16 protein-coding genes are annotated in these 25,675 nt (G+C 72.6%); 9 read left to right on the forward strand and 7 right to left on the reverse strand.

Annotated features, from left to right (window positions below; genetic code table 11):
* Positions 1-301: 301 nt before the first annotated feature.
* Together O0S08_RS23815 and O0S08_RS23820 are read left to right on the forward strand one after the other, a co-directional pair.
* Positions 302-2,854, forward strand: coding sequence for a serine/threonine-protein kinase (locus O0S08_RS23815; RefSeq protein ID WP_269041527.1), 2,553 nt, complete (start codon positions 302-304; stop codon positions 2,852-2,854).
* Entirely contained in the window at positions 2,838-3,635 is a 798-nt protein-coding gene (locus tag O0S08_RS23820) for a hypothetical protein (protein ID WP_269041528.1), read from the forward strand. The genes O0S08_RS23815 and O0S08_RS23820 overlap by 17 nt, the downstream gene beginning before the upstream one ends.
* A 395-nt stretch (positions 3,636-4,030) precedes the next feature.
* On the opposite strand, the gene O0S08_RS23825 is transcribed toward O0S08_RS23820, so the two are convergent.
* The 4 genes from O0S08_RS23825 to O0S08_RS23840 form a co-directional block, all read right to left on the reverse strand.
* Entirely contained in the window at positions 4,031-4,639 is a 609-nt protein-coding gene (locus O0S08_RS23825; RefSeq protein ID WP_269041529.1) for a DUF6151 family protein, read from the reverse strand.
* A gap of 91 nt (positions 4,640-4,730) precedes the next feature.
* The gene (locus tag O0S08_RS23830) at positions 4,731-5,597 is read right to left on the reverse strand and encodes a hypothetical protein (protein ID WP_269041530.1); all 867 of its coding nucleotides are present in this window, start codon (positions 5,595-5,597) and stop codon (positions 4,731-4,733) included.
* A gap of 97 nt (positions 5,598-5,694) precedes the next feature.
* Entirely contained in the window at positions 5,695-6,309 is a 615-nt protein-coding gene (locus tag O0S08_RS23835) for a phospholipase D family protein (RefSeq protein WP_269041531.1), read from the reverse strand.
* 277 nt (positions 6,310-6,586) lie between these two features.
* On the reverse strand, positions 6,587-7,789 hold the full coding sequence (locus tag O0S08_RS23840) for a hypothetical protein (RefSeq protein WP_269041532.1): 1,203 nt from the start codon (positions 7,787-7,789) through the stop codon (positions 6,587-6,589).
* Positions 7,790-7,984: 195 nt separating this feature from the next.
* On the opposite strand from O0S08_RS23840, the gene O0S08_RS23845 reads away from it, so the two are divergent.
* Entirely contained in the window at positions 7,985-10,303 is a 2,319-nt protein-coding gene (locus O0S08_RS23845; RefSeq protein WP_269041533.1) for a fused MFS/spermidine synthase, read from the forward strand.
* Between the two features lie 156 nt (positions 10,304-10,459).
* On the opposite strand, the gene O0S08_RS23850 is transcribed toward O0S08_RS23845, so the two are convergent.
* Positions 10,460-10,678: a hypothetical protein gene (locus O0S08_RS23850; protein WP_269041534.1), complete on the reverse strand. Its 219-nt coding sequence runs from the start codon at positions 10,676-10,678 to the stop codon at positions 10,460-10,462.
* A gap of 551 nt (positions 10,679-11,229) precedes the next feature.
* On the opposite strand from O0S08_RS23850, the gene O0S08_RS23855 reads away from it, so the two are divergent.
* The 6 genes from O0S08_RS23855 (at position 11,230) to O0S08_RS23880 (ending at position 22,082) form a co-directional block, all read left to right on the forward strand.
* Positions 11,230-11,862 (forward strand): ATP-binding cassette domain-containing protein, encoded by a 633-nt coding sequence (locus O0S08_RS23855; RefSeq protein ID WP_269041535.1) that lies wholly within the window; start codon positions 11,230-11,232, stop codon positions 11,860-11,862.
* A 112-nt stretch (positions 11,863-11,974) separates the two neighbouring features.
* Positions 11,975-12,775, forward strand: coding sequence for an alpha/beta fold hydrolase (locus O0S08_RS23860; RefSeq protein ID WP_269041536.1), 801 nt, complete (start codon positions 11,975-11,977; stop codon positions 12,773-12,775).
* A 346-nt stretch (positions 12,776-13,121) separates the two neighbouring features.
* Positions 13,122-14,651: a hypothetical protein gene (locus tag O0S08_RS23865; RefSeq protein WP_269041537.1), complete on the forward strand. Its 1,530-nt coding sequence runs from the start codon at positions 13,122-13,124 to the stop codon at positions 14,649-14,651.
* Between the two features lie 387 nt (positions 14,652-15,038).
* Positions 15,039-18,644, forward strand: a complete 3,606-nt coding sequence (locus O0S08_RS23870; RefSeq protein ID WP_269041538.1) for a serine/threonine-protein kinase — start codon at positions 15,039-15,041, stop codon at positions 18,642-18,644.
* Positions 18,645-18,978: 334 nt separating this feature from the next.
* Positions 18,979-21,084, forward strand: coding sequence for an InlB B-repeat-containing protein (locus O0S08_RS23875; RefSeq protein ID WP_269041539.1), 2,106 nt, complete (start codon positions 18,979-18,981; stop codon positions 21,082-21,084).
* 164 nt (positions 21,085-21,248) lie between these two features.
* On the forward strand, positions 21,249-22,082 hold the full coding sequence (locus tag O0S08_RS23880; protein WP_269041540.1) for an STAS domain-containing protein: 834 nt from the start codon (positions 21,249-21,251) through the stop codon (positions 22,080-22,082).
* A gap of 393 nt (positions 22,083-22,475) precedes the next feature.
* Here the strand turns inward: O0S08_RS23880 and O0S08_RS23885 are convergent, their stop codons facing one another.
* Together O0S08_RS23885 and O0S08_RS23890 are read right to left on the reverse strand one after the other, a co-directional pair.
* Positions 22,476-24,386, reverse strand: a complete 1,911-nt coding sequence (locus O0S08_RS23885; protein ID WP_269041541.1) for an ankyrin repeat domain-containing protein — start codon at positions 24,384-24,386, stop codon at positions 22,476-22,478.
* 29 nt (positions 24,387-24,415) lie between these two features.
* A complete protein-coding gene (locus O0S08_RS23890; RefSeq protein ID WP_269041542.1) occupies positions 24,416-25,672 on the reverse strand; it encodes an RNA polymerase sigma factor in 1,257 nt (418 codons plus the stop codon).
* Positions 25,673-25,675 lie beyond the last annotated feature (3 nt).

Here is a 25,675-nt window from a genome sequence, read left to right on the forward strand (position 1 = left end):
GACATGTCCTTCCGGACATGTCCCTTATCGCCTGGCGCATGAGCCATGCTCCATTCGACATGACCCATCGGTCATGGTCTCGATCGCCGCCTCACCGTGCGAGCCCGAGCCGCTTTGCTCCGCCGGAGAGCCGACGCGGCGCAGCATCCCCGCGCCGACGCCTGCAGGCCCGAGGCCGCGAGACCGCCCCAGGACAGCGTTCTTCGGCCTCGTCGGGCGAGGAGATCGACCTCGTGCGCAGACTCCGGTGCGCGCCCGATGAACCCCCGGGCCCGGTGATGCAAGATGGCCCGGCGGGTCCATGAACCAGACGCCCTCGCCGTGCCCCGACGAGTCTGCGCTGCTCGACTTCGCGGCGGGCGGGCTGGAAGCGGCCGCGCGCGCCGAGCTCGAGCGCCACGTCGACGCCTGCGTCGCCTGCTTCGAGGTCCTGGCCGCGCTGTCGGCCGCCGCTCCGGTCGCGGGCCCGAGCGGGGCCGCCGGCCGCTACAGCATCGAGCGCGTGCGCGGCAGCGGGGCCATGGGCGTCGTCTACGAGGCGCACGACCCCGTCCTCGACCGCACCGTCGCGGTCAAGGTCCTGCGCGCCGACCTGCAGCCGACCGAGCAGCGGCGGCTCCGCCTCCTGCGCGAAGCCCAGAGCCTGGCCCGCATCGATCACCCCAACGTCGTCTCGGTCTACGACGCCGGCGAGGCGGGCCCCGACGTCTACATCGCCATGGAGCTCATCGACGGCGAGCCGCTCGACGAGCACCTGCGCCGCCGCCCGCGAGGCTGGCGCGAGGTCGTCGACCTGTTCGTCCAGGCCGCCCAGGGCCTGGCCGCCGCGCACGAGGCCGGGCTCGTGCACCGCGACTTCAAGCCGTCCAACGTCCTCGTCGACGCCCGCGGCCGCGTCGTCGTCACCGACTTCGGCCTGGCCGCCTCGCTCGACGCCTCCGACGAGCCGCCGCCGGCGACGCGCGACGGCTCGCTGCTGGCCCACACCCTCAGCGCCACCGCGGCCCGCCTCGGCACGCCGGCGTACATGGCCCCGGAGCAGTTCGCCGCCGGCCGGGCCACCGCGCGCACCGATCAGTTCGCGTTCTGCGTCGCCCTGGTCGAGGCGCTCACCGGTCAGCGGCCGTTCGCCCGCACCTCCGCCGAGATGTGGACCCGCGCGCAGGCGCGAGGCCCCGACCTGTCGCGCCTGCCCGGACCCGCGCGGCTGGCCCGGGTGCTCGCGCGCGGCCTGGCCTACGAGCCCGCCGCGCGGCACCCGACGATGCGCGCCTTGATCGGCGAGCTGCGCGCCTGCCAGGCCCTGCGCCGCCGGCGGATCGCCGCCGCCGTGGCCGCGGTCGCCTTCGCCGGCGCGGGCGCCTCCGCCTGGCTCCTCACCCGTCCGCCGGCCGCCTGCGTCGCCCCGCTCGCGGACAGCTGGGGCCCGCAGCGCCGCGCCGACGTCGCCGCCCGACTCCTCGACCCGGAGCCCGCGATCGACGGCGAGACCGGCGCCCACCTGCGCAGCTCCAAGCAGCGGGCCCTCGCCGGCCTCGACTTCCACGCCGACGCGCTCGCGCGGGCCTACGACGCGGTCTGCCCCGAGCTCCCGCGGACCCTCGAGCGAGCCACCCGCGAGCAGCGCGGCCAGTGGACCTGCCTGCAGAGCCGACACGCCGCGTTCGACGCCCTCACCGCGCGGATCCTCGCCGCGACCCCCGCCGCCTTGCCCGCGCTGCTCGCAGTGGTGGGCGACCTCGAGTCCGCGACCGACTGCGAGTCGCCGCGGCTGGCCCTGCGCAACGCCCCCCAGCCCGACGATCCGGCCCTCGGCGAGCGCGTGCAGGCGATCCGCCTCGAGCTCGCGGTGGCCCGGCTCAAGCAGGAGGCCGACGATCCCGCCGCCCGCGACGAGCTCGCAGCGCTGCTGCAGGCCAGCGAGGCGGCCGGCTACGGCCCGCTGCAGGCCGAGGTGCTCGGGCGCCTGGCCTACGTCGAACTGCAGGCCTTCGCCTACGACGCCGCCATGAAGCAGTTCGGCGCCGCCTATGCCCTGGCCCTCCGCGAAGGTCACGAGCCCGCCGCCACCTTCGCCGCGCGCGGCCTGCTCATGACCCTCATCCAGGACAGCCGCTTCGACGAGGCGCGCGCGTGGGCCGAGGCCGTCGCGCCGCTCCACCGCACCACCGGCGAGCGCATCGAGCTGAGCCTCGTGCGCGTCCACCTCGCCCGCCTCGACCTCGAGCTCGACGAGGCCCGGCACCACATCGACGAGGCCTTCGCCCTGCGGGCCACCGACGAGGGCGCTCAGGCGGCAGCAGTCCGGCCCAAGCTCGACGCCCTGCTACAGACCTCCTACGGCGACCTGCTCGTCACCCGCGACGACTACCAGGGCGCCTTGCCTTATTACGAGCAGGCGCTGCAGATCCAGCGCGACCGCCTCGGCTCTGGCCACGCCGGCGTCATCGACCTGCTCGTCGCCCTCGCCGAGGCCGAGCGCCTGAACGGCGACGTCGAAGTCGCCCGCCGTCACCTCGAGGAGGCGCTCGCCGCCGCCGGCGAGCTCGGCATCACCTTGCCCAACGGCTGGGCCAACCTCGGCGAGGTCCAGTCGGCCGTCGGCGAGCTCGAGGGCGCCCTGGCCTCCTACCGCCGCGCCCGCGAGACCAGCCCCGGCGGCATGTTCGACGCCATCATCTCGATCAGCGAGGCCCATGCCCTGCGCCGCCTCGGCCGCTTCGACGAGTCGCGTCGCGCCTGCGAGGCCGCGATCGCCGGCATGGGCGCCGAGCTCGGCGTCGATCATCCGCGCGCCCAGGACTTCCGCGAGCAGTGCGCGCAGATCGAGGAGGTCCATGCCGTCGACCCCTGAGGCAGTGGTCCCCGCGATCGTCGCCGCCGGCCGGCGCGACTGGCCCGGCGTCGAGCTGACGCCGCGGCTCGAGCAGGCGATCGAGCTCCACGCCCGGGCCTGTGCGGCCGCCCTCGTCGATCCCGCCGAGGTCTACCTCGCCCTGGCCTGCGTCGCGGGCAACGCCGCGGCGATGCGGCTGTTCGAGCGGCGCTACCTCGCCTCGGCCGAGCCCGCGCTGGCGACCTACCGCCTCGGCCCCGACGAGCTGCTCGAGGTCCGCCAGCGCGTGCGGATCCGTCTGTTCGTGCAGCAGCGCGACGGCATCGCCGTGGTCCTGCACTACGCCGGCCAGGGCCGCCTCGGCGGCCTCGTCCGCGTCGTCCTCGTGCGCGAGGCGGTGCGCCTGCGCTCGGCCGCGACCCAGGCCGAGCTCACCATCGAGGCCATCGAGCCGCGCGACCCGGAGCTCGCCCTCGCCGACGACGAGCGCCAGGCCCTGAGCAAGCAGGCCTTCGAGCGCGCGGCCGCCCGCCTCAGCGGCCGCGAGCGCTGCCTGCTCCGCCTCCACTACGTGCGCAGCGTCAGCGGGGCCGCGATCGCGGCGATGTACGGCGTCCACCGGGCGACCGCCGTCCGCTGGCTCGAGTCGGCCCGCCTGCACCTCCTGCAGCACCTCTCGCACGAGCTCCGCGCCCTCGCCCCCGGCCTGTCGCCCGCCCAGCGCGAGCAGCTCGAGGCCTGGTTCGACACCCACCTCGAGCTGTCCCTCAGCCGCGTCCTCGCCACCAGCTCGACCTGAAGGACATGCCCGCCCGGGCATGTTTTATAAAACATGCCTCGTCCGACAGGTCCGATCGGGCATGCCCGAACGAACAGCCACCGGCGCCGCCCGCACCTGCTCGTCTCGCCAGCCTCCGAGGCCCTCGCCGCGATCGCCTGAAAACCTCGCTCCGCACCTGCCCGCTCGGACAGCCCTGCGCCGCTCCCCAGTCGCCTCACAGCCTCGCTCCGCACCTGCCCGCTCGGACAGCCCTGCCGCTCCCGGTCGCCTCACAGCCTCGCTCCGCACCTGCCCGCTCGGACAGCCCTGCGCTGCTCCCCAGTCGCCTCGCAGCCTCGCTCCGCACCTGCCCGCTCGGACAGCCCTGCGCCGTAGTCCGGTCGCCTCGCGGCCGGCGCCTCGCACCTGCCCGATCAGACAGGCCCGAGCGCGGCCCGCTCCTCGGGCGTCAGCACCTTCGGCGTCACCCGCGGCAGCTTCGCGCCCGGCGCGAAGAACGGCGACGGCTGGGCGCGCCGGCCGACCAGCCCGCGCCCCAGCAGCCACAGGATGCGGGGGATGGCCGTGAGCGGCGCCTTCTCGTGCGTCCCGGGCGGCGTCGGCCCGGTCGCGTCGCGGCCGAACAGGCGGACCACCACCGGCCCGAGCACGCGCGCGCGCGTGCCGGCGTCCGCGTCGAGGAACGGCACCAGCAGCCCCGAGAACGGCACTTTCGGGCTGTCCATCGTGTTGGCCACTGGCGTGCGGCAGCAGTCGACGTACCAGCGGAGCAGGCCCTTGTCCGACAGGCGCATGCAGCGGAGCTGCTCCTGGCCCGCCTCGAGCACCACCTGCGCCGGCGTGATCTGGAAGATCTCCGCGCCCCCGGCCGCGTCGAGCAGCCCCTCCGCGGCGAGGAACCGCGCGAACGCCTGGCAGTCGCGGCAGTAGCAGACCACGTGGATGCCTGTCCTCGGGGACAGGTCCGTGGCCTGCCCGCGCACCGTCCCGCAACGACACTTGAGCTTGAGCGCCTCGCGCATGGCCGCGACCCTAGCACGGCGACCGTCCGCGAGCCGACCCGCCCGCTGCAGGCTGCGTCACGACTCGTGCTCGGCGCCTCGCTCGCTACGCTCAGCCGGCCGCCTTGCGCAGCCGCAGCTGACCCGTGGCCGCCTGGCAGCGCTCGCGGACCGGATAATAGACCTCGATCGCGACCATCCCCGACGACGTCCGGACCTCGCGCTCCGCCTTGTAGGGGTCGGTCTCGGCCAGCGTATTCAGAGCCTCGAGCGCGCTCGCGTCGCCGTACTTGCCGAGCACGTCGCAGGCCTGGATCCGGAACCCGTACTGCTCCGCGAGCAGGGCCTTCTGCGCGTGCGGCACCGCCTGCGCCCCGCAGCCCGCCTCGTAGTAGAACCACACGAACTCGCCGCGGGCCTCGGGCGCCACCTTCGGCATGGCCGCGTCGAGCGTCGGGCAGCGCGACGCGTCGTTCACCGCCACCAGCCAGCGGGCCATGCGGTTGGCCTGTTGCACCCCGCTCTCGCCCTCGTAGGCCTTGTCGCCGGCGCCGATGAACCCCACGAACTGCCCGAACAGGTCGACGCCCTCCTTGTCGAGCGTCACCATCGAGTCGTCGAGCCAGCGGATCCGGAGGTCCTGGCCGAACATCACGGCCGCCTGGCCGCACTCGGCGAACTTGCGGACCAGCACCAGGTCGCTCTCCTTCGTCGCCTGGTGGTTGCTGTAGTACTTGTCGAGGTTGCCCTTCAGCTCGTCGCACGTGCTGGCCGCCAGCCGGCGCTCGCCGACCCGCGTCTTGGCCTCGCACGCCTTCGACTTGTTCTCCGCGCACTTCGCGGCCAGCGCCTCGTAGTCGCCCGCCTTCTCGAGCTCGTCGTACTTTTCCTCGTGATTCTTGGTCACGAGCTTCTGAAAAATGGAACAGCCGGAGCAGGCCAGCAGGCCGCTCAGCAGGAGCAGGGTCGTCCGGTTCATCGCGCGCCCTCAACCGGCGCCCGAACTCGATGTCGCTAGGACAAAATTCACCGGCGCAATCGCTGCACTGCACCCGTGCACGCGTCCCCGCCGACCTCTATTTGGCCCGTGCGGGCGGCTTGACGGCGATCGGCCGATTCACCAGGTCGAGCGGCGCCTCGCAGCCGGAGTTGCGCAGCTTGCAGGCCTTGCACATGCGGCCGGTCCAGATCGCCTCGTACATCGCCTGCACCTGGTCGATCACGTCCTCGTCCTCCGTGAGCATCCCGATCTCGAAGTTGCGGCGGCCCTCGCCCTTGGCGCCGAGGCCTGCCCCCGTCCAGTTGGCGCTGCCGAGGTAGCACAGGCGGCCGTCGACGATGACGGTCTTGAGGTGCACGCGCGGGCACTGGCGCAGCTCCAGCCCTCCCTTGTAGAGCCGCGCGCGGCGGTCGAAGCTGCGGCGGAACGGCCCGGACGGCGGGGCTGCGTGCAAGATCCGCAGCTCCACCTTCTGCTGGGCCAGCGCGCTGAACACCTCGAGCACCGAGTGGAAGCGGCTGCGCGAGCGGGCCGTCGCGCGTGGGTCCTCGACCAGCAGCTCCTTCAGGTTCGCGGTGGCGATCCACACGCTCGTGCGCGCCGAGCGGAGCGCCGGGATCACCGCCTCGTAGTGACCGCGCCCGGCGATGAGGCGCATGCGGATCGGTCGCTCCGGCAGGACGAAGTCCACGGCCCTACTCCGTCGCCACGCGGTCGCGCCGTCGGCCCTGCTCGTCGGATCGCCTCATCGCGGTCCGGGGATTGTACTCGCCGGACCGGGAGCTGTCGCGGAACCGGCGTGTGCGACCGGCGCCGGTCGCCTCCGCGCCCCGGCGGCGAGTGCCCGCATTGCCGCCACTCGGGGCCCGGCGACCCGGGCCGCCTCCTGGATGTCGCCGGAGACATATCCCGCGAGACATGCCCTCAGGGACCTATCCTCGGGGACATGTCCCTGGAGCCCAATCACATCACATCGGGGGCACGAAATCGTCGCAGGTCTGGGCGATGAGGCCGACCGCCTCGGAGAAGAACGAGTCGTAGCTGGGCGCGCAGACGCTGCCGGAGATGCCCTGATCGCCGAACGAGTTGACGAATTCGCGGATCCGCGGGCTCGGCTCGGCGCCGGAGCTGTCGACCAGGGGCCCGCAGATGCCGTTGGGCTGGTCGTTGTCGCCGTAGAGGCCGAGGACCACCAGCGCCTTCTCGTCGCCCTTCTTGGCGGCCACCAGCGAGGCCTTCCAGCCGGCCGCGTTGCCGGCCGAGCCGTCGCCGAAGTTGTCGTCCTCGTCGGTGACGATGGTGACGACCAGGATCGCGTCCTTGCGCAGGAAGCCGGTGTTGCACTCGAACGCCGGGCCGGAGGGGGCGACCGCCTGCACCATCGCCTCCATCGGCTTCTCCGGGTCGTCGGTCGAGCCGGTGCCGACCTGAGCGGCGCAGGCGAACGTCCCCGTCAGGTCCGGCTCGGTGATGTCCATGTAGCGGAGGCCGGTCGAGAAGGCGCAATCCTTCGAGCTCGACTGCAGGCCGCGGGGGTGCGTCACCCCGGCCCCGAGCACGTCCTCGCATTCGAGCGGCGGCGTGCCGCAGGTGTAGTCGAGGCCGGCCACCGGGCAGGTGTTGCCGAACAGCGGGCAGATCAAATTGCAGCCCTCGAACACCCAGCTGTCGGTGTCGATCACCATGATGTGATAATCCTGGGCCTCGTCGAGCTGGCCCTGGATCGCCGAGATGAAGCCGGGGAAGCTGGCGATCAGCGATTGTTGCTCGTCGCTCATCGACCCCGAATTGTCGATGATGAACAGGAAGTCGACCTTGCGACAGCCCATCTCGTCGCCGTCGGTGGTCACCCCGTCGGTGGTCTCCTCGACCCCGACGTCGAGCTTGGGGAACCCGCCCGAAGTGGTCGGATCGACCATCCCGGTGCTGGTCGGCGTGCCCGTCTCACTGTCGCTGTTGCTCTCGCTGCCGCTGGCCTCGGAGGTGCTGTCCGTGCCCGAATTCGACGAACCGGTGGTGCTCGTGGTGTTCGTCGTGTTCGTACCATTGGTGGTCGGCGCAGTCGTCACGCCGGCGGTCGAGCCGCCGCTCGACGTACCGACGTCGTCGCCGCATGCGGGCAGGGTCAAGAGCGTGGCGAGAAGGGTGCAGGTACGACGAAATCGGGTCATGGCAGCATCCTCCTTATATACGAGGCGAGCCCGACCCCGCCGCCCTCAGCGCCGCCCGGGCCGTTAGCTGGCGCACGACCCGAGCCCGCCGCAGCGGGGCCCCGGACACACGTCCTGGTGTGGGGCCTGCCCGCATGACCCGAATCCCCGTGCGGGTGATACCCTCGCGGCGACTTCACCGTCCCACGAGCCCCCGTGCTGCTCTTCGCCCTCACCATCTTCCTCAGCGCATTCCTCCTGTTCCAGGTCCAGCCACTGATCGGCAAGATCATCCTGCCCTGGTTCGGCGGCACGCCGGCGGTGTGGACCACGTGCATGCTGTTCTTTCAGGTCCTGCTGCTCGCGGGCTATGCGTACGCGCACGCAGTGATCGCCCTGCCCGCGCGTCGCCAGGGCCTCGTGCACCTCGCAGTGCTGGCGGCGGCGGTCCTCGCCGGCGCGCCGACCATCTTCCCGCCGGAAGGTTACAAGCCTGAAGGAGACGGCGTCCCGCTGCTGCAGATCTTGCTCGTGCTCACGGTGAGCGTGGGCCTGCCGTACTTCGCCCTGTCGACCACCGGCTCGCTCGTGCAGGCGTGGTTCTCGCGGCTGCACCCGTCGCGCTCGCCCTACCCGCTCTACGCCCTGTCGAACATCGGCTCGCTGCTCGGCCTCCTCACCTTCCCGTTCCTCGTCGAGCCGCGCCTCGGCTCGGTCACCCAGGCCTCCGTGTGGTTCTTCGGCTTCGCCGGCTTCTGCCTGCTGTGCGGCGCGATCGCGGTCCAGACCACCCGCGCCGCCACGGCCGGCCCCGCCGCCGAGCGCCCGGACGTCGACGTCGCCCCGGTCCCCGCGCCGACCTGGGGTCTGCGGGCCGTATGGGTCGCGCTCGGGGCCTGCGCCTCGATCATGCTGCTGGCGATGACCAATCAGATGGCGATCGACGTCGCCAGCGTCCCGTTCCTGTGGGTCATCCCGCTCGCGCTCTATCTGATGAGCTTCATCCTCTGCTTCTCGAGCGAGCGCTGGTACCCGCGGGTCCTGTTCTACCCGCTGTTCGTCGGCGTCACCGCCGGCGTCGTCGGCCTCATGCTCGCGGGCGCCGACGCCGGCATCGAGCAGCAGGCGCTGGTCTACTGCGCCGCGATCTTCATCTACGCCATGGTCTGCCACGGCGAGCTCTACCGTCTGCGCCCGCACCCGCGTCACCTCACCGCCTTCTACCTCGCCCTCTCGGTCGGCGGCGCCCTCGGCGGCGTGTTCGTCGGCGCGATCGCCCCGCTGGTGTTCCCCGCCTATTACGAGCTCCACATCGGCCTCGTCGCCACCTCCCTGCTGGTCCTGCACGCCTTCCGCCGCGACCAGCGGCTCGAGCTGCGCGGCCGCCCCGTCTCCGCCATCGTCCTCGCCGGCGCCGCGGCCGTCGCCTACACCCTGTGGCGGATCCAGAGCGAGAGCCCCGACTCCTTCCGCTACATCGGCCCGCTGGCCGGCGCCCTCCTGTGCATGCTGCTGTTCGGGTTCCTGTGGAGCCTGCGCGTTCCGACAGGTTCCTCCGACCATGTCCCGGAGGGCAGCCCGGCCGGCCCGCGGTGGATCGACGACGGCGCCCGCATCAACCACGGCCGGGCCCGCCTGGCCTGGCTGCTGCCGCTGGCGGCGATCGTCCTGCTCGCCGTCAACCTGGTGATCGAGGCCCGCTACCGCACCAGCGAGGCGCTGACGATCGAGCGCGGCTTCTTCGGCGTGCTGCGGGTCGCCGATCGGGCCACCCACGATCCGCTGCAGGCGCGGCGGATCCTGTTCCACGGCGCCATCAACCACGGCTTCCAGTACCGCCACCCCGAGCGGCAGATGTGGCACAACTCGTACTTCGCCGAGGAGAGCGGGATCGGCACCGCGCTGACGCGCCACCCCAAGCGCAAGCTCGGCGAGCCGCTCAAGATCGGCCTCCTGGGCCTCGGCTCGGGCACCCTGCTCACCTACGGCCAGCCCGGCGACAGCATCCGGATCTACGAGATCGACCCCGAGGTCGAGCCGCTCAGCCGCAAGTACTTCACCTACTTCGATCGCACCGCGGCCACCGCCGAGGTCGTGCTCGGCGACGGCCGCCTCTCGCTCGAGCGCGAGCCCGACCAGGGCTACGACGTCCTGATCCTCGACGCCTTCAGCAGCGACGCCATCCCGATGCACCTGCTCACCCGCGAGGCGTTCGTCACCTACTTCCGCCACCTCAAGCCCGACGGCGTCCTGGCCGCCAACATGAGCAACCGCCACGTCGACATCCGCCCGGTGCTCAAGCAATTGGCGGAGCACTTCGGCTGGAGCTTCGTCTGGATCGAGAACCACAGCGACGACCCGCGCGGCGTCTACGCGGCCGACTGGGGCCTGTTGACGCGCAACGAGGCGTTCCTCGCCGACCCGCTGGTCCAGACCCGCCAGGGCGACACCAGCGGGGTCTCGACCGACCTCCGCATGTGGACCGACGATTACAGCAACCTGTTCGCCGTCCTCAAGTGGGTCCAGGGCCACTGATCGGCGCCCGCCCGGCCGCCACGCGGTGCGGTGATTCGCGTCGCGTCCGCGGTCGGACGGCCCCACGTCGGTCGCGCGCCCGCCGGCCCTGACGCGGTGCAGTGATTCGCGTCGCGTCCCCCGGTCGGACCGGCCCGATCATTCACGCGTCGACGTCTAGGTGCACTGCGCGTCGCAGAATTCGTCGGCCTCGCCGGCGCACGTCGAGTCCCAGCGGCTCTCGCAACAATACGCGTCGCGGTCGCACACGCACGCGACGACCTCCGGCTCGTTGCAGGCCGGCTCCTGGGACGCCTCGCAACACGGCTGCTCGCCGACCGGCAGCAGCTCGCCCGGCTCGACCGTCGGCCCCGTACCCGGGTCGCACTCCTGCACAAAAGGGATCGCTAACGCCAAAGTCCCCACGAGACTCCCGATCTGATGCCACAGCATTGGTTCCCTCGCTCCCGGCGGGCGCGCGATTGGTTCATCGCCGCACCGTCGCGCCAATTGTGGGCCCATGGAGGAGCGAGGCAATCGCAGATCTTGCGACGCGCCACAGCGACCCGCACCCGACAGTCGCGCAGATGTCGGCCGCGCCACAGTCGGCGCACCGACGCCGCGCACGACGTGTTCGTATGCACATTGCCGGAATACCCCGACCGCTGTGCCCCCGATTACAGCGCACCTCCCTCCGATCATTGCCTCCACCGCGGAGCCGCCACGGGCGACGCCTCGTCGAGATCGGCCCACACCGGCGCCTCCGACTCGCTGCGGCCGTCCTTCGTCGATCTCGACCGCCGCGCGTCGCCCGACATCCTCGCAGTGCTGCCGCGCACCGCCGCGAAGTGCGCCCGCGCGGCCGGCGACGGCGCCTCTCGTGGCAACGGCGCCGCCGACCGCGCTGCCGACCCCACGGCGCCGGGCGCGGCGTTACACTGCCGCGCATGACCCTCCCCCTCGTCGCCCGCGGCCTGACCAAGCGCTACGGCACGACCTGTCTGTTCGATCACCTCGATCTCGACCTCGAGGCCGGCGAGGTCCTCGTGCTCGTCGGCCCCAACGGGGCGGGCAAGTCGACCCTGATCGGCTGCCTCACCGGCGGCGTCATCCCCGACGGCGGGCGGGTCATCCTCGGCGGCCACGACCTGCGCAGCGCCCCGCTGGCGGCCCGCGCCGTCCTCCGCTACCTGCCGCAGGAGGTCGAGGTCCCGCAGGGCCTCACCGGCCGCGAGCTGGTCGAGTTCTACGCCGGCGTGTTCGGCGACCCGCTCGGCCGCGAGCGGGCCATCGCCCTCGCCGACCTCGGCCCCGCGATCGACCACCTCGCCACCACCTACAGCCTCGGCATGCGCAAGCGCCTGGTCGCCGCCGCGCTCACTCTCGGCGACGGCGCCCTCTACGTCCTCGACGAGCCGTTCGCCGGCCTCGACCGCGAGGCCCGCGGCGCCCTGATCGCCGCCCTCGTGGCCGCCCGCGCCGGCGGCGCCGGCCTCGTCCTGTCCGCCCACGACCCCGAGGACATCGCCGCCCTCGGCGGCGCCCGCGTGCTCGAGCTCGGCCGCCCCGTCGCTGCCTGACCCGAAGGACCTGTCCTTTCGCACCTATCCCTTCGATCCTGTCCTTTCGAACCTATCCCTTCGGTCCTGTCCTTTCGAACCTGTCCCTTTCATCCTCTCCGCCGAGCCCGCCGTGCCGCTCCTCCACGCCGACCGCGCCGTCACCTCCTACCGCCACGCCGGCAGCGGCCCCGCGCTGCTGCTGCTGCACGCCGGCGCCAGCAGCGGCGTCCAGTGGGAGCGGGCCCTCGCCGCCCTCGCCCCGCGCTGGTCCGTCGCCGCCCCCGACCTCTACGGCCACGGCCAGACGCCTTGCCCCGAGGACATGACCCCGGAGACCTTGCTCGAGCGCCAGGTCGCCGTCCTGCTCGCGCTGCTCGACCGACTGGGCGGCCCTGCCCGCGTCGTCGGCCACTCCTACGGCGCCGTCCTGGGCCTCGCCCTGGCCGCCACCGCGCCGGAGCGGGTGCGCGACCTCGTGCTCGTCGAGCCGGTCGCGTTCGGCCTGCTGGCGGCCGACGACCCGGCGCTCGCGCCCGTGCACGCGGTCGAGGCCGAGTGCCGCGGGCTCGTGCTCGCCGGCGACGCCGCCGCGGCCACGCGCCGCTTCCTCGACTTCTGGAGCGACCCCGAGCTGTGGGACTTCCTGCCCGAGGCCGACCGGCTCGCCATCGTCGCCGGCGCCCGCGAGCGCCACTTCATCGGCGGCCCTGCAGTGTTCGGCGCCCCCTTCGCCGCCGCCGACCTGGCCCGCGTGACCTGTCCGATCCGCCTCGTCACCGGCGACGACGGCCCCGCCGCCCCGCGCGCCGTCGCCGAGCGCCTCGCAACCCTCCTCCCGCACGCCGAGCCGATTACCGTCCCCGGCGCCGGCCACATGCTGCCGCTCACCCACCACCGCGCCTTCCTCCGCCTCGTCGAGTCGATGCCCTGACCGCGGCCTGATCGCTCGCTCGAGCCGCGACCCTCGCCCGTCACCGAACCGCGCGCCCGAGCTGCGCCTCGCATCTCTGATCGCGACATCGCGCCGTCGCCGAGCAGCCGTCTCCGCCTGCGGGCGTCGAAGCGCGCCGCTCCGGCCTCCCCCGGATGCGCATCCCCGTGCGCGGGCCTCTGCATCGCCGTCGCACGAGCGTCGCAGGCGTCTCACAGGACATCCTCGTCGCTCGATCGTCGCGCGCGCCCGCGCCGGCGATCCGCGCACACGCCCTCGCCTCACTCGCGCGCCTGCCCCGATGCCCGCGCCCGCGGCTACCATGCCCGGGTTCGGAGGGATTGAGATGAAGTTTGCGACCCCGCTGCCGCTGCTCGCGGCGGCATTCCTCGTGCTCGGCGCCTGCGGCGACGACGGCCGCGCCACCGCCACCGAGGTCACCACGACGCCGGCCACCGCCACCACGACCATGACCACCGGCGCCACGCCTGGGACCACCGGCGAGCCCGGCACCGGCAGCGAAAGCGACAGCGACACCGCCGTCCCGACCACCGGCACCACCGCCTCCGAGCCCACCACCACGACCACGAGCACCACCGGCACCACCGAGCCGGCGCAGACCTCGAGCACCACCGCGGGCGGCTGCGGCGCGTGCGATCAGCCCAACCAGCAGTGCGTCGATGGCGTGTGCGTCACCTCGTGCCAGGGCCAGGGTCCGGATGCCTGTCCGCAAGGCCAGGTGTGCGACGTCATCAGCGGCGAGTGCCACGCCGAGGGCGACCCGTGCACCCTCGCCGGCCTCGGGACCCCCTGCGCCGATCTGTCCTGTGGGCCAGGTACCACCTGCGACGGCCTCGGCGCGTGCGTCCCCGTCGCCCCCTGCGCCGACGTCGCCTGCACCGACGACGGCCAGTGCTGGGGCGCGGTGTGCGGCTGCGAGCGCGTCGTCGAGTGCCAGGAGCCGACCGCCGACCTGCTCAACGGCCCGTTCTCGACCGAGATCGGCGGCATCGACTTCGCCGACGACTGCAACGCCTGGATGGTCACCCTGCGCAGCGGCCCCGACTACGTGCGGCGCCTCAAGCCCGACGGTGAGCTGACCCAATGGACAGGTGTCGCCAACCTCAACATGGGCGAGGTCAAGGTCCTGCGCCGGCTGACGATCCCGCAGCTGACGGACATCCCGCCGGTGGCCGCCGAGCCGAGCCCGCCGACGCCGGTCGAGGGCCTCGGCGAGGTCGCCATCACCTACACCTGCTGTCAGCAGTGCGGCTGCCAGGCCGACCCGCCGCAGGGCGTCGCCCGGCTCGACGAGGACAACGTCATGAGCCCGCTGCCGATCGTCATCGTCGCCCAGGTCACCCAGGGCGACGGCCCGTTCGGCAGCGCCGCCGCCGACGCCGGCCCGCACGGCCTCGCGTGGGGCGAGGACCGCGTGCTCTACGTCGGCAACAGCACCATGAACGGCGAGTACAACAACGCCGACCTCGACAACGCCACCCAGGGCGTCGTCTTCACCTTCGACGCCCGCGTCACCGCCAGCGCCCCGATCAGCCCCGTCCACCTGCTGGTCGCGCTCGACGGCGGCGCCGTCTACCGCTTCAACAACCAGACCAAGCAGGCCGAGTTCGTCGTCGACCTCATGTCCGACGTCACCAGCCTCGCCCACGACGCCTTCACCGGCCACGTCTACGCCGGCCTCGCCAGCCTCGAGGTCGTCCGGGTCGCCCCGTTCACCGGCGAGGTCGAGCCGTTCCAGACCATGCCCGGCGTCGGCCGCGTCGCGGTCAGCCCGAGCGGCAAGCTGTGGTACACGCCGGTCAAGTACCTGGCCGACGTGCCGCTGCAATCGTGGGACCTGCCGATGGCCTTCTGAGGCGGGCGCCCGCGTTCCCCTGGGTGTCTCATCCAACATGTCCCGACGGACATCCCGATCGTGGGCCGAGTTCGCGCCGCCTGCCGACCGCACGAAGGTCTTCGGCGGCCGGCGGTGCGCGCAGCCGCCGCCCGCCCAGCTCCACAGCGTCCGCTGCGTCCGCGCGAGCGAGCGCAGGGGGCCCACCGGCACGTTCGTTGCCCGCGTCGGGCCGCATGTCGTCGAACGACCTCCGGCGGGCGCCAGGATAACCGGGGGCGTTCGTCGCGGTCGCACGCAAACCCCGCACGCCCCCTGCGTCCCTGGGCGGGCGCGTCCCTGCAGTCTATCGGCGCCGGGCCCGGCCATGTCTTCCCATCGCCGCGCGCTCGCGGCAATCTCGAAGGGATGGACAGCTCTGGCGGACTGCCGCGGCGGCTCGGAAATTTCGTATTGGAGGAGGAGCTCGGGGCCGGCGGAATGGGAGCAGTCTTCCGCGCCGTCGACACGCGCAACGGCAAGTCGGTCGCCCTGAAGAAGCTGTTCGACGTGGAGCCCGCCGGGGTCTACCGGCTCAAGCGAGAATTTCGCCGCATGGCCGACATCTCGCACCAAAACCTGGTCGCGCTGTACGAGCTCTGCCACGACGGCGGCCAGTGGTTCTTCACCATGGAGCTGCTGCGAGGCCGCAGCTTGCGCGACGCGCTATGGGCGGTCCAGGACTGGCAGCAATTGCGCGACCTGTTCCGCCAGCTCACGCGCGGCGTCCATGCCCTGCACCAGGCCGGCAGGGTGCACCGCGACCTCAAGCCCGGCAACATCATCGTCACGGACGAAGGCCGCGTCGTCCTCATCGACTACGGCCTCGTCGACGATCTCGACCGCGGGACCCTGTTCGCCCAGGAGCACCTCATCGAGGGCACGCCGGCCTACATGGCCCCGGAGCAGGCGGCCGGTCAGCTCGCCGTGCCCGCGTCCGACTGGTACGCCGTCGGCGTCATCCTGTTCGAGGCGCTGACCATGCGCTGGCCGTTCATCGACGACCCGCTCAACGACAAGCAATATCAAGAGGCCCCGTCGGTGTTGACATTCCGGCGCGACGCGCCGCGGGACCTGGCCGAGCTGGTCGCCAGGCTGCTGCGGCGACGACCGGCGGAGCGGCCGGGCGCGGCCGAGATCCTCCACTGGTGCGCCCCCAATCGCACGCTCACCATGCGCGGCCGGGCCCTGACCGCGACCGACCTGATCGAGCGCGAGGCGGTGCTGATGCGCCTCTACGAGACCCTCGAGCTCGCGGCCCAGGGCGTGCCCGCGTGCGTCGACCTCGTCGGCGACGCCGGCTCGGGCAAGACCGCGGTCGTCGACCGCTTCGCCGCCCAGGTCGCCGAGACCGGCGGCGTGGTCCTCCGCGGCACCTGCTCGCCGCGCGAGTCCGTGCCCTTCCGCGCCTTCGACGGCCTCCTCGACGCGGTCACCGCCCACCTGTGCAGCTATCCGCCCGCCGAGCTCGAGGCCCTCGCGCGCGACCTCGGGAGGAAGCTCGACGCGCTCGCGCTGTCGTTCCCCGTGCTCGCCCACATCCAGCGCCAGTCCGCGCCGCCGCTCGACGCCATGCCGCAGTCCGGCGAGGTCCGCCGGCTCGCGTTCCAGGGCCTCAAGGTGCTGCTGCATCGAATCGCCGAGCGCCAGCCCACGGTCGTCTTCCTCGACAACCTGCAATGGGGCGACCTCGACAGCGCGTACCTGCTCAACCACTTGCTCGCGTCCCCCGGCGTGCCGCCGGCGCTGTTCATCACCGCCTACCGCCGGATCGACGCGCCGCTGCTGCACGAGCTGGCGCAGCAGCGGACGATGAGCACCCCGGCCTACCTGCTGCGGGAGCTCGAGCTCGCGCCGCTCTCGTTCCCGGCGGCCCGCGAGCTCGTCGCCCGCCTGCGCTCGACCGGCACGCGGGTCACTCGCCGCCTCGCCGAACAGATCGCGCGCGAGTCCGGCGGCAACCCGGCGCTGATCCGGGCCCTCGTCGAGGAGGTCGAGCGCGCGGGCGAGGACAGCCTGACGGCGCCGGGCAAGGACGACCTGCTGCGTCGACTCGTCCGCTCGCGCCTCGCCCGGGTCTCCGAGGAGGCGCGCGAGCTCTACGGCCGGGTCGTCGCCGCCGACCGGGCGCTGCCGCTGGCCTCGCTGCCGCACGTCGGCGCCTGGTCCGGCGATCTGCAGGCCCTCGTGGCCCAGCTCCGCGGCCAGGGCCTCGTCCAGTTCGCCGGCCAGGGCGAGGGCCAGTGCATCGAATCGCCGAGCGAATCGATGCAGCAGGCCGCCTCGACCATCCTCGATCCCGAGCTCCTGCGGCGCAGCCACGGCGACCTCGCCACCGCCTACGTCCTCACCAACTCCGCCGGCCCCGAGCGGATCGCCCGGCACTTCCACGCCGCCGGCCGCCACGACGAGGCCGCCGAGCAGGCCGCCGCAGCCGCCTCCGCGGCCAGCCGCGTCCTCGCCTTCGACCGCGCGGCCGAGCTGTACGAGCTCGCGCTGAAGTGCCGACCGGACCGCTGGACCCTGCAGAAGAACCTGGCCGAGGCGCTGGTCCACGCCGGCCGCGGCGTCGAGGCGGCGCCCCTGTTCCTCTCGGCCGCCGAGCACGCCCCGGCGACCGCCGCCTCGCGCCTGCGGCTCGCGGCCGCCGAGCACCTGTTCAACGGCGGCCACCTCGCCCACGCGAACGAGATCCTCGGCCCGCTCCTGCGCGCCGCCGGGGTCGAGGACTTCTCGCCGCGCGAGGCCCGGGGGCTGCTGCACGAGACCAGCACGCGGCTGTTTCAGCGCGGCTACGGCTTCACCGAGCGCAGCGAGTTCGAGCTGTCGCGGGGCGAGCTCGATCGCATCGATCGGACCTGGATCGCCGGCAAGGGCCTGCTGCAGAACGATCCGGTGCGCGCGGCCCTGTTCCTCGTCCGCTGCACCTCGCTCGGGCTCGACGCCGGCGAGCCGAAGCGGATCGCCCGGGCCCTCGCGCTCGCCGGCTTCGCCCTCAGCAGCCGCAGCCACAAGATGGGCAGCAGCATGCTCGACGAGGCCCAGCGGCTGGCCGAGCGGATCCGCGATCCCTACGCGACCGGGCTCGCCATCGTGTGCAAGGGGATCGTCGCGCGTCACCAGGGCCAGTGGCGCACCGCCCTCGCCGACATCGACGTCGGCGTGCAGTACCTCCGCGATCATTGCCCCGGCAGCGTCTGGGAGTGCGGGCTCGGCCAGGCCAGCACGATGGCCGCGCTCGAGGCCATGGGCGAGCTGCGCGTCATGAGCGAGCGCTCCGAATCGCTGTACCAGCGGGCCCAGGCGATCGGCGACATTCATAGCAGTCGGATCGCCGCGCTCTACTCGGCGCTCACCCTGCTCGCGGGCGGCCAGCCCAAGCAAGCCCGCGTGCGCGTCCGCAGCGCGCTGGAGCAGGGCCAGCGCGACGGCTTCCAGGTCCAGGACCTCCACGCGCTCAAGATCGGCGTCTACTGCGACCTCTACGAGCGGCGGCCGCTCGACGCGTGGCAGCGGATCCAGAAGGTGTGGCCGATCCTCGTCCAGTCCGGCTTCCTCGACATCGCCGTCCGCCGCAGCGAGGCCTTCCTCCTCCGCGCCCGCGCCGGCCTGGCGACCCTTCGGGCCGACCCGACGAACCGGGGCGAGCTCACCGAGATCGTGCTGCAGGACGTCGCCCAGCTCGAGAGCGAGAGCCAGGCCCACTTGCACGCCGACGCCCGGCTGCTCCGCGCCGGCCTGGCGAGCGCGGCGCGCGACACCGCCAACGCCTTCCGCACCCTCCACCTCGCGCGCAAGGCCTTCCACGACACCGGCATGGGCCTCCACGCCGACATCGCCGAGCGCTTCCTCCACGGCCTGGCCAATCCGGTCGACGCTCGGGCGGTGGCGCGGATCGACGCCCGGCTCCACATGCAGAACATCGTCGACGTCGACGCGTGGCTGCGCGTCGTCGGACCCGGACTGGCCGACTGACCGCATCGCCGCGCGCAGTCGATCGGTTCGTCCGCGCCGCTCCGACGCCTCGCGCATCACATGTCCTGAAGGACATCTCATTCCAGGCCCGGCGACCTCGCTCCGGCGCCCGCGATCCGCCGCGCTGATTTTCGCGCCTGGCCCGGCCCGCAGCGCCGGCCTGTCCCTGTCTCGACGCCCGCGCTCGCGCACTCGCGACCGACGCGACAAAAAACCGGGTCTGCCCCGACCAGAGTGACCCGATCCGCGGAGGCCGGATTGTCGACGCCCGCCCCCAGCGCGAGTCGCATCCTCCACGCTTTCGCCGACCTGCGCCGCGGGTACACTTTCGCCGATGCGGCTTGGCTACGCCCCTTCGATCGCGCTCATCCTCCTCCATGCCGCCTGCCCGGCTCCCGGCGGCGCCGACACCGAAGGCACCGGCACCGACGGCACCGACGGCACCGACGGCACCGACGGCACCGACGGCACCGCGACCACGAACGGCAGCGTGCCGACCGAGGCCAGCAGCGAGGTCACCTCGCAGCCCACCACCGTCGACCCCACCGAGACCAGCGTCGGTCCGACCACCGAGGGCGGTGACGGCAACCTCGCCATCACCATCGTCGGCGACGGCAGCGTCACCGCCGATCCGCCGGGTCAGACCTGCAGCGAGGCCGCCTGCGAGTACGACGTGCCCGCCGGCGCCGTCTCGCTCACCGCTGCGCCGGCGGCGGGCAACCGCTTCGCCGGCTGGTCGGGCGACTGCAGCGGCACCGAGCTCGCGACCGAGGTCGTCCTCGAGACCACCGCCAGCTGCACCGCCACCTTCGAGCCGCTGCCCGAGGGCGCCCTGCCGGCCAGCATCGTCGCCAGCCACGAGATCGTGCGCGTCCCCGCCGCCGACGCCCCCGCGAGCGACAGCGAGACCACCCTGAAGATCGACACCGCCGTCGCGCTGACCGGCGTCCAGTGGCACGTCTTCGCGGCCGACGACGGCAGCGAGATCGCCACCGCCGACACCCTCGAGACTGTCTTCACCTGCCCCGACGGTCGCCGCGACTACGACGTGCGCGCCACCATCACCGACGGCCAGGTCCAGAGCACCCTGTTCGAGCGGCGGCTCGTCACCTGCGTCCCGCCGCGCAGCGACGCCGGCCGCACCGTGCACATCGCCGACCTCGGCGCCTCCTCCTACTTCCAGAACGGCGAGGTCGACGGCGTCAAGGTCCAGCCCGGCGACCTCGTGCGGATCTCCGGCGAGGCGGGCGGCGACTTCGGCTTCTTCAACTTCCAGGGCACCGCCGAGGCGCCGATCCACATCATCAACGACGGCGCCGTCAGCAACAACGACACCAGCTGGCTGATGCACCTCATCAACTGCCAGCACGTCATCATCGACGGCAAGGGCTCCGACGACCTCGAATACGGCATCACCCTCACCAACACCGGCGCCGGCGGCCAGGCCGTGTTCGTCCGCAATTACACGCAGGGCAGCAATACCAACACCGGCTCGACCGACATCGAGATCTTCGGCGTCGAGATCGCCGACGGCCCCGACAGCGGCTTCCGGATCTGGAACGGCGGCAGCGACGAGTACAACGCCGACAACTGGACCTTCTACAACCTGCGGCTCCACCACAACTACGTCCACGACGTCCTCGCCGAGGGCTTCTACGTCGGCTACTACACCGACAGCATCGAGCAGCAGCCGCCGCCCTACCCGCTCGAGGACGCCAAGGTCTACCGCAACCGCGTCGAGGACGCCGGCTGGGACGGCATGCAATTCGGCTCGTGCCGCAGCGGCCTCGAGGTGCACGACAACGTCGTCACCGGCTCGGGTCACGAGAACGAGCCCAACCAGCGCTCCTCCTTGCAATGGAACCCGGGCAACAGCGGCGCCCTGTACAATAACCGCTTCGTCGGCGGCGTCGGCGTCGACCTCCAGGTCGGCTGCACCGGCGGCGACACCATGATGTTCGGCAACGTCTTCGCCAACAGCGACGCCGGCTTCTACCTCCACGCCGGCCAGAGCGACGCCCCGCGCTACTGGCTGTTCGCCAACAGCGTCGGCGCGCCGAACAGCGCCGGCCTGAGGATCAACATGAACAGCGCCCCGGGCAATTGCGGCGCCGGGGCCCCCCTCAGCGCCATGCACTACGCCAGCAACCTCGTGGTCGGCAGCGTCGAGCAGTCGTGGGAATTCGCCGCCGGCGACGCCGACACTGCCACCTGGACGCTCGAGCCCAACCTCGTGACCGCCGCTCCCGCCGAGCTCTGCCTCGACGAGGAGCTCGCGCCGACCTGCAGCGACTCGGCCGCCCTCGCCGGCGGCGGGGCCGCCCTCGCCGACCTCGGCCTCTCTGCGGCCGACCTCCCGGGCGGTCACTTCGTCGACATCGACGGGCGCGTGCTCGCCGGCCCTGCCAACTTCGGCGCCCATCAGGCCGCCACCAATTGACCGAGACTCGACATTCTCGAATGTCGACAGCCGTCCGCGCCGACGGACCGGTCGAAGTCGCGCCTCGGGTGATTCGCCCTCCGGCGGGCCCCGGGCGGCCGACACGCGGCGATCGGCGCGCCGCTTGTTTACGGTCTTCCCTCGAGTGAGGCATCCTGAAGGCCGTGGAGCCGACGGCAGCGCAGCGCGCGATCGAGTACTACCGACGCCGGCTCGACGAGCTCGTGATCGAGTCGTGCGAGCGCGTCCGGGCCGCCGACCTGCCGTTTTACCGGGCGTTCCCGCTCGACGCCATGCGGGCCTCGGTCAAGCGCGTGTTCGAGGCCGTCGCGGCCGACCTCGAGAGCGACGCCCCGCGCGCCTATCCGGCCATCCTGTCGGCGCTCGGCGTCCAGCGGGCCTCGATGGGCGTCTCGGTCACCGAGATCACCGCCGGCATGCACTTCGGCTTCGAGGTCGTCTCCGAGGCCTTCTCCGCCGACTTCGCCGCCGATCCCGAGCCGCTGCTGTTCTGGGAGCGCAAGCGCGGCAAGATCGCCTACGCCGGCGTGGCCGCGCTCGCCGACGCCTACCTCATCGCCCGCGAGAAGCTGATCCGCAGCCAGGCCGACGAGATCCTCGCGCTCTCGACCCAGGTGCTGCCGCTCTATCCGGGCGTCCTCGTCTGCCCGCTGATCGGCCGCCTCGATCACGAGCGCGCCCAGGCCATGACCGCCGCAGTGCTGGCCGCGGTGGTCCGCCACGGCTCGCGCGTCGTCGTCCTCGACCTGTCCGGCGTCCCGGTCGTCGACGCCGAGATGGCCGGCCACCTCGTCGGCGCCGCCCGGGCCGTCGGCCTGCTCGGCGCCCGTCCGCTGCTGGTCGGCCTCGGCCCGAGCGTCGCCCGGGCCATCGTCGGCGGCGGCCTCGACCTCGGCCGGATCGCCACCCTCGCCGACCTCGCCGGCGGCCTCGCCCACGCCCTGGCCCTGCTCGGCAAGCAGATCGTCGACGCCTGAGCGCGCCGTGTCCATGCCTGTCCCTTCGGACAGCTTCGACGAGGATCGAGACACGCGACGACCTCCGTTCACCCCCACTGGCGCGAGCTTCGGCGTGAGGCCCAACCACGACTTCCCGCCGCGACATGTCCCAAAGGACATGCGTCGCATTGCCGAACGCGTGGGCGCGGCAACGTCGGGCTCTCACGGTGCGGCGTCCCAGGCACGCACCCTGTTCGTCGCAGCCGTACGGCGCGGCTTCTCCTGGCCAACGCAGAGGAGGGGCCTCTCACCGCCCACGGCCGCCGACAAGGACACCCGCGCGGCCGCCGGCACGGGCCGAACAACCTGTCCTCACGGACAGATGATTTCCGCCGCCCGCCGACCGCGAATGAACCAACGCTCGACGCGCGCTCATCCGCGGACGAACGCCGTCCCGTCCCACCGACAATCGCCGGACTCGAGCCGATCGAGGTACTCGGCCAGGAAGTCGACGAACGAGCGCGCCAGCGGCCTCACCGGCCCGCGGTGCGTCTCCCACTGGATCACCTGCCCGCGCCGCCCGCTGGGGCCCGGATCGAGGTCCACGCAATAGAGGTTGCCGCCGCCGTCCTGGGCGAACGGCACCCAGCCGCGGTGCCACCATTGGCATTGCACCTCCTCCGCGTCCCTGTCGAGCTCGAGCGGCTCGGCCGCGGCGAACCTCCCGCCTTTGCGCGAGCGCTCGAGCTCCTGCCAGCGGCTCAGGATCGCCTCGACATCGAGGCACTCGTACGCGTAGAAGGGCACCCGCGGGCGGCCCCCGAGGCGCAGCAGGTGCGCGCGGAAGTCGGCCGGCAGCGCGGCCGCGAGCGCCTGCTCGAGCGCCTCGATCCGGGCAGCCTCGGCCGGCCCGGCCTCCTGCAGCGACGGGTGGCAGGGCACCGCGTTCCCCCGGCACCACCCGTCGATGCCGCGCCACAGCGCCGCCACCCGCGACGCCGCCGACTCGTCGGGCGTCGGGCTGCCGGCCGCGACCAGCAAGGCCACCACCTCGTCATGGCCTTGCCTGGCGGCCACGTCGACCGGCAGCAGGCCGCGCGGACCCGTGACCGAAGCATCGGCTCCCGCCTTCAGCAGCAGATCGACGACCGCCGCGTCTTCGTGCTGCGCCGCCCGCATCAGCGGTGTCCAGCCGGTGCTGTCGCGCCGCTCGACGTCGGCCCCGGCGGCCAGCACCGCGGCGATGACGGCCGGTCGCGGCAACGACAGCGGATGCCACTCGAGGCTGACGAGCAGCGGCGAATTGGCGCCGTCGACCTCGGCGTTGAAGTGGTCGACGTCGGCCCCGCGGGCCAGCAGCAGCGCGATCAGCTCGAGCTCGCGCTCCGCCACCGCGAGCATCAGCGGGGTCTGCTGCAGCGCCTCGTCGACCGTATCGACGTCGGCGCCGCCGTCGAGCAAGGCAGTGACGACCGGAAGGTCGACGTCCATCGTCGCTATGAACAGCGCCGGGATGTCGTCCTCGTCGCGAGTATCGACGTCCGCGCCTGCTGCCAACAATCGCGCGACCCCGGCCGCGTCCCCCACGTCCAGGGCCGCCAGCAGTCGGGCCGAGAGGCCCTCGCCCGGCGCCCGCTCCTCGGCAGCAGTCTTCTTCGCAGCGGTCCTCTTCGCCATCTTCCTCGCGCCGGCCTTCTTCGCCGCGCTCTTCTTCGCCGCGCTCTTCTCCGCCGCGTTCTTCTTCGCCGCGCTCTTCTTCGCCGCGCTCTTCTTCGCCGCGCTCTTCGTCGCCGCGCTCTTCGTCGCCGCGCTCTTCTTCGTCGCGTTCTTCTGCGCCGTTTTCCTTACGCCGGCCTTCTTCGCCGTCTTCCTCGCGCCGCTCTTCTTCGCCGTCTTCCTCGCGCCGGCCTTCTTCGCCGTCTTCCTCGCGCCGCTCTTCTTCGCCGCCGTCTTCTTCGCCGCGTTCTTCCTCGCCGCCGTCTTCGCCGCCTTCCTCGCGCCGCTCTTCTTCGCCGTCTTCCTCGCGCCGCTCTTCTTCGCCGCGTTCTTCTTCGCCGCCGTCTCCGCCGTCTCCCTCGCGCCGCTCTTCTTCACCGTCTTCCTCGCGCCGCTCTTCTTCGCCGCGTTCTTCTTCGCCGCCGTCTCTGCCGTCTTCCTCGCGCCGCTCTTCTTCGCCGTCTTCCTCGCGCCGCTCTTCTTCGCCGCGTTCTTCTTCGCCGCCGTCTCCGCCGTCTCCCTCGCGCCGCTCTTCTTCACCGTCTTCCTCGCGCCGCCCTTCTTCGCCGCGTTCTTCTTCGCCACCGTCTCTGCCGTCTTCCTCGCGCCGCTCTTCTTCGCCGCCATCTTCTTTACTTACCGCCATTCCTCGCGGCTCACCCTCCCCTGCGCTCGCTCAATCGCGCAGCCCGGCCCAGCAGATAGTCCCGCTCGGGCAAGCTCGCCGTGCGCCCCGCCGCCCGGCGGTAGCCCGCGATCGCCCCCGCCACGTCCCCCGCCCGCTCGAGCAGGTGCGCGCGCACGGCCTCGAGGCGGTGATTGCCGGTCATCCGTGCGTCGCCGTCGAGGCTCGCCAGCAGCTCCAGGCCGGCCGCCGGCCCGTGCACCATCGCAGTCGCGATCGCGTGGTTGAGGCGCACCATCGGATTGTCGGCCAGCTGCAGCAGCACCGCGTAGAGCGCCAGGATCTGCGGCCAGTCGGTGTCCTCGGCCCGGGGCGCCTCGTCGTGCAGGGCCGAGATCGCCGCCTGCAGCTGATACGGACCGACCTGCCCGCGCGGCAGCGTCGCCTCGATCAGCGCCACCCCCTCGGCGATCGCCGCGCCGTCCCACCGGCTGCGGTCCTGCTCGTCGAGCGGGACGAGCTCGCCCTCCGGACCGCTGCGGGCCGCCCGGCGCGCGTCCGTCAGCAGCATCAGCGCCAGCAGGCCCGCCACCTCGCCGTCCTCGGGCAGCTGCGCGTGGACCAGCCGCGTCAGCCGGATCGCCTCGCTGGCCAGATCGCTGCGCTGCAGCGCCGGCCCCGAGCTGCTCGTGTAGCCCTCGTTGAAGATCAGGTAGAGCACGTGCAGCACCGCCGTCAGCCGCTGCGCCCGCTCCTCGGGCGTCGGCAGGCGGAACGGCACCCCCGACGTCTTGATGCTCTGCTTGGCGCGGCTGATCCGCTGCCCCATCGTCGCCTCGGGCACCAGGAACGCTCGGGCGATCTCGCCGGTCGTCAGCCCGCCCACGGCCCGCAGCGTCAACGCGATCGCCGACGACGTCGACAGCGCCGGGTGACAGCACATGAACAGCAGGATCAGCGCGTCGTCCTGCTCGCCCGCGTCCTCGTCGGCCGCCAGCGCCAGCTGCAGCTCGGCCGGCACCAGGCTGACCACCACCGCCTCGCGCCGGCGACGAGCCGACTCGCTGCGCACCTGATCGGTCAGGCGCCGCGACGCCACGTGGATCAGCCAGCCGCGCGGATTGGCCGGCACGCCCTCCTGCGGCCACTGCCGGCTCGCGGCGATCAGCGCCTCCTGGACCGCGTCCTCCGCCGCGGCGAAGTCGCGATGGCGCCGGATCACCGCGCCGAGCACCTGCGGCGCCAGCTCGCGCAGCAGTCGCTCGGGGCGGAGGTCCGGCAGCGGCATCCC

It is taken from the genome of Nannocystis punicea (genome assembly GCF_026965555.1).
Taxonomy (GTDB): Bacteria; Myxococcota_A; Polyangia; order Nannocystales; family Nannocystaceae; genus Nannocystis; species Nannocystis punicea.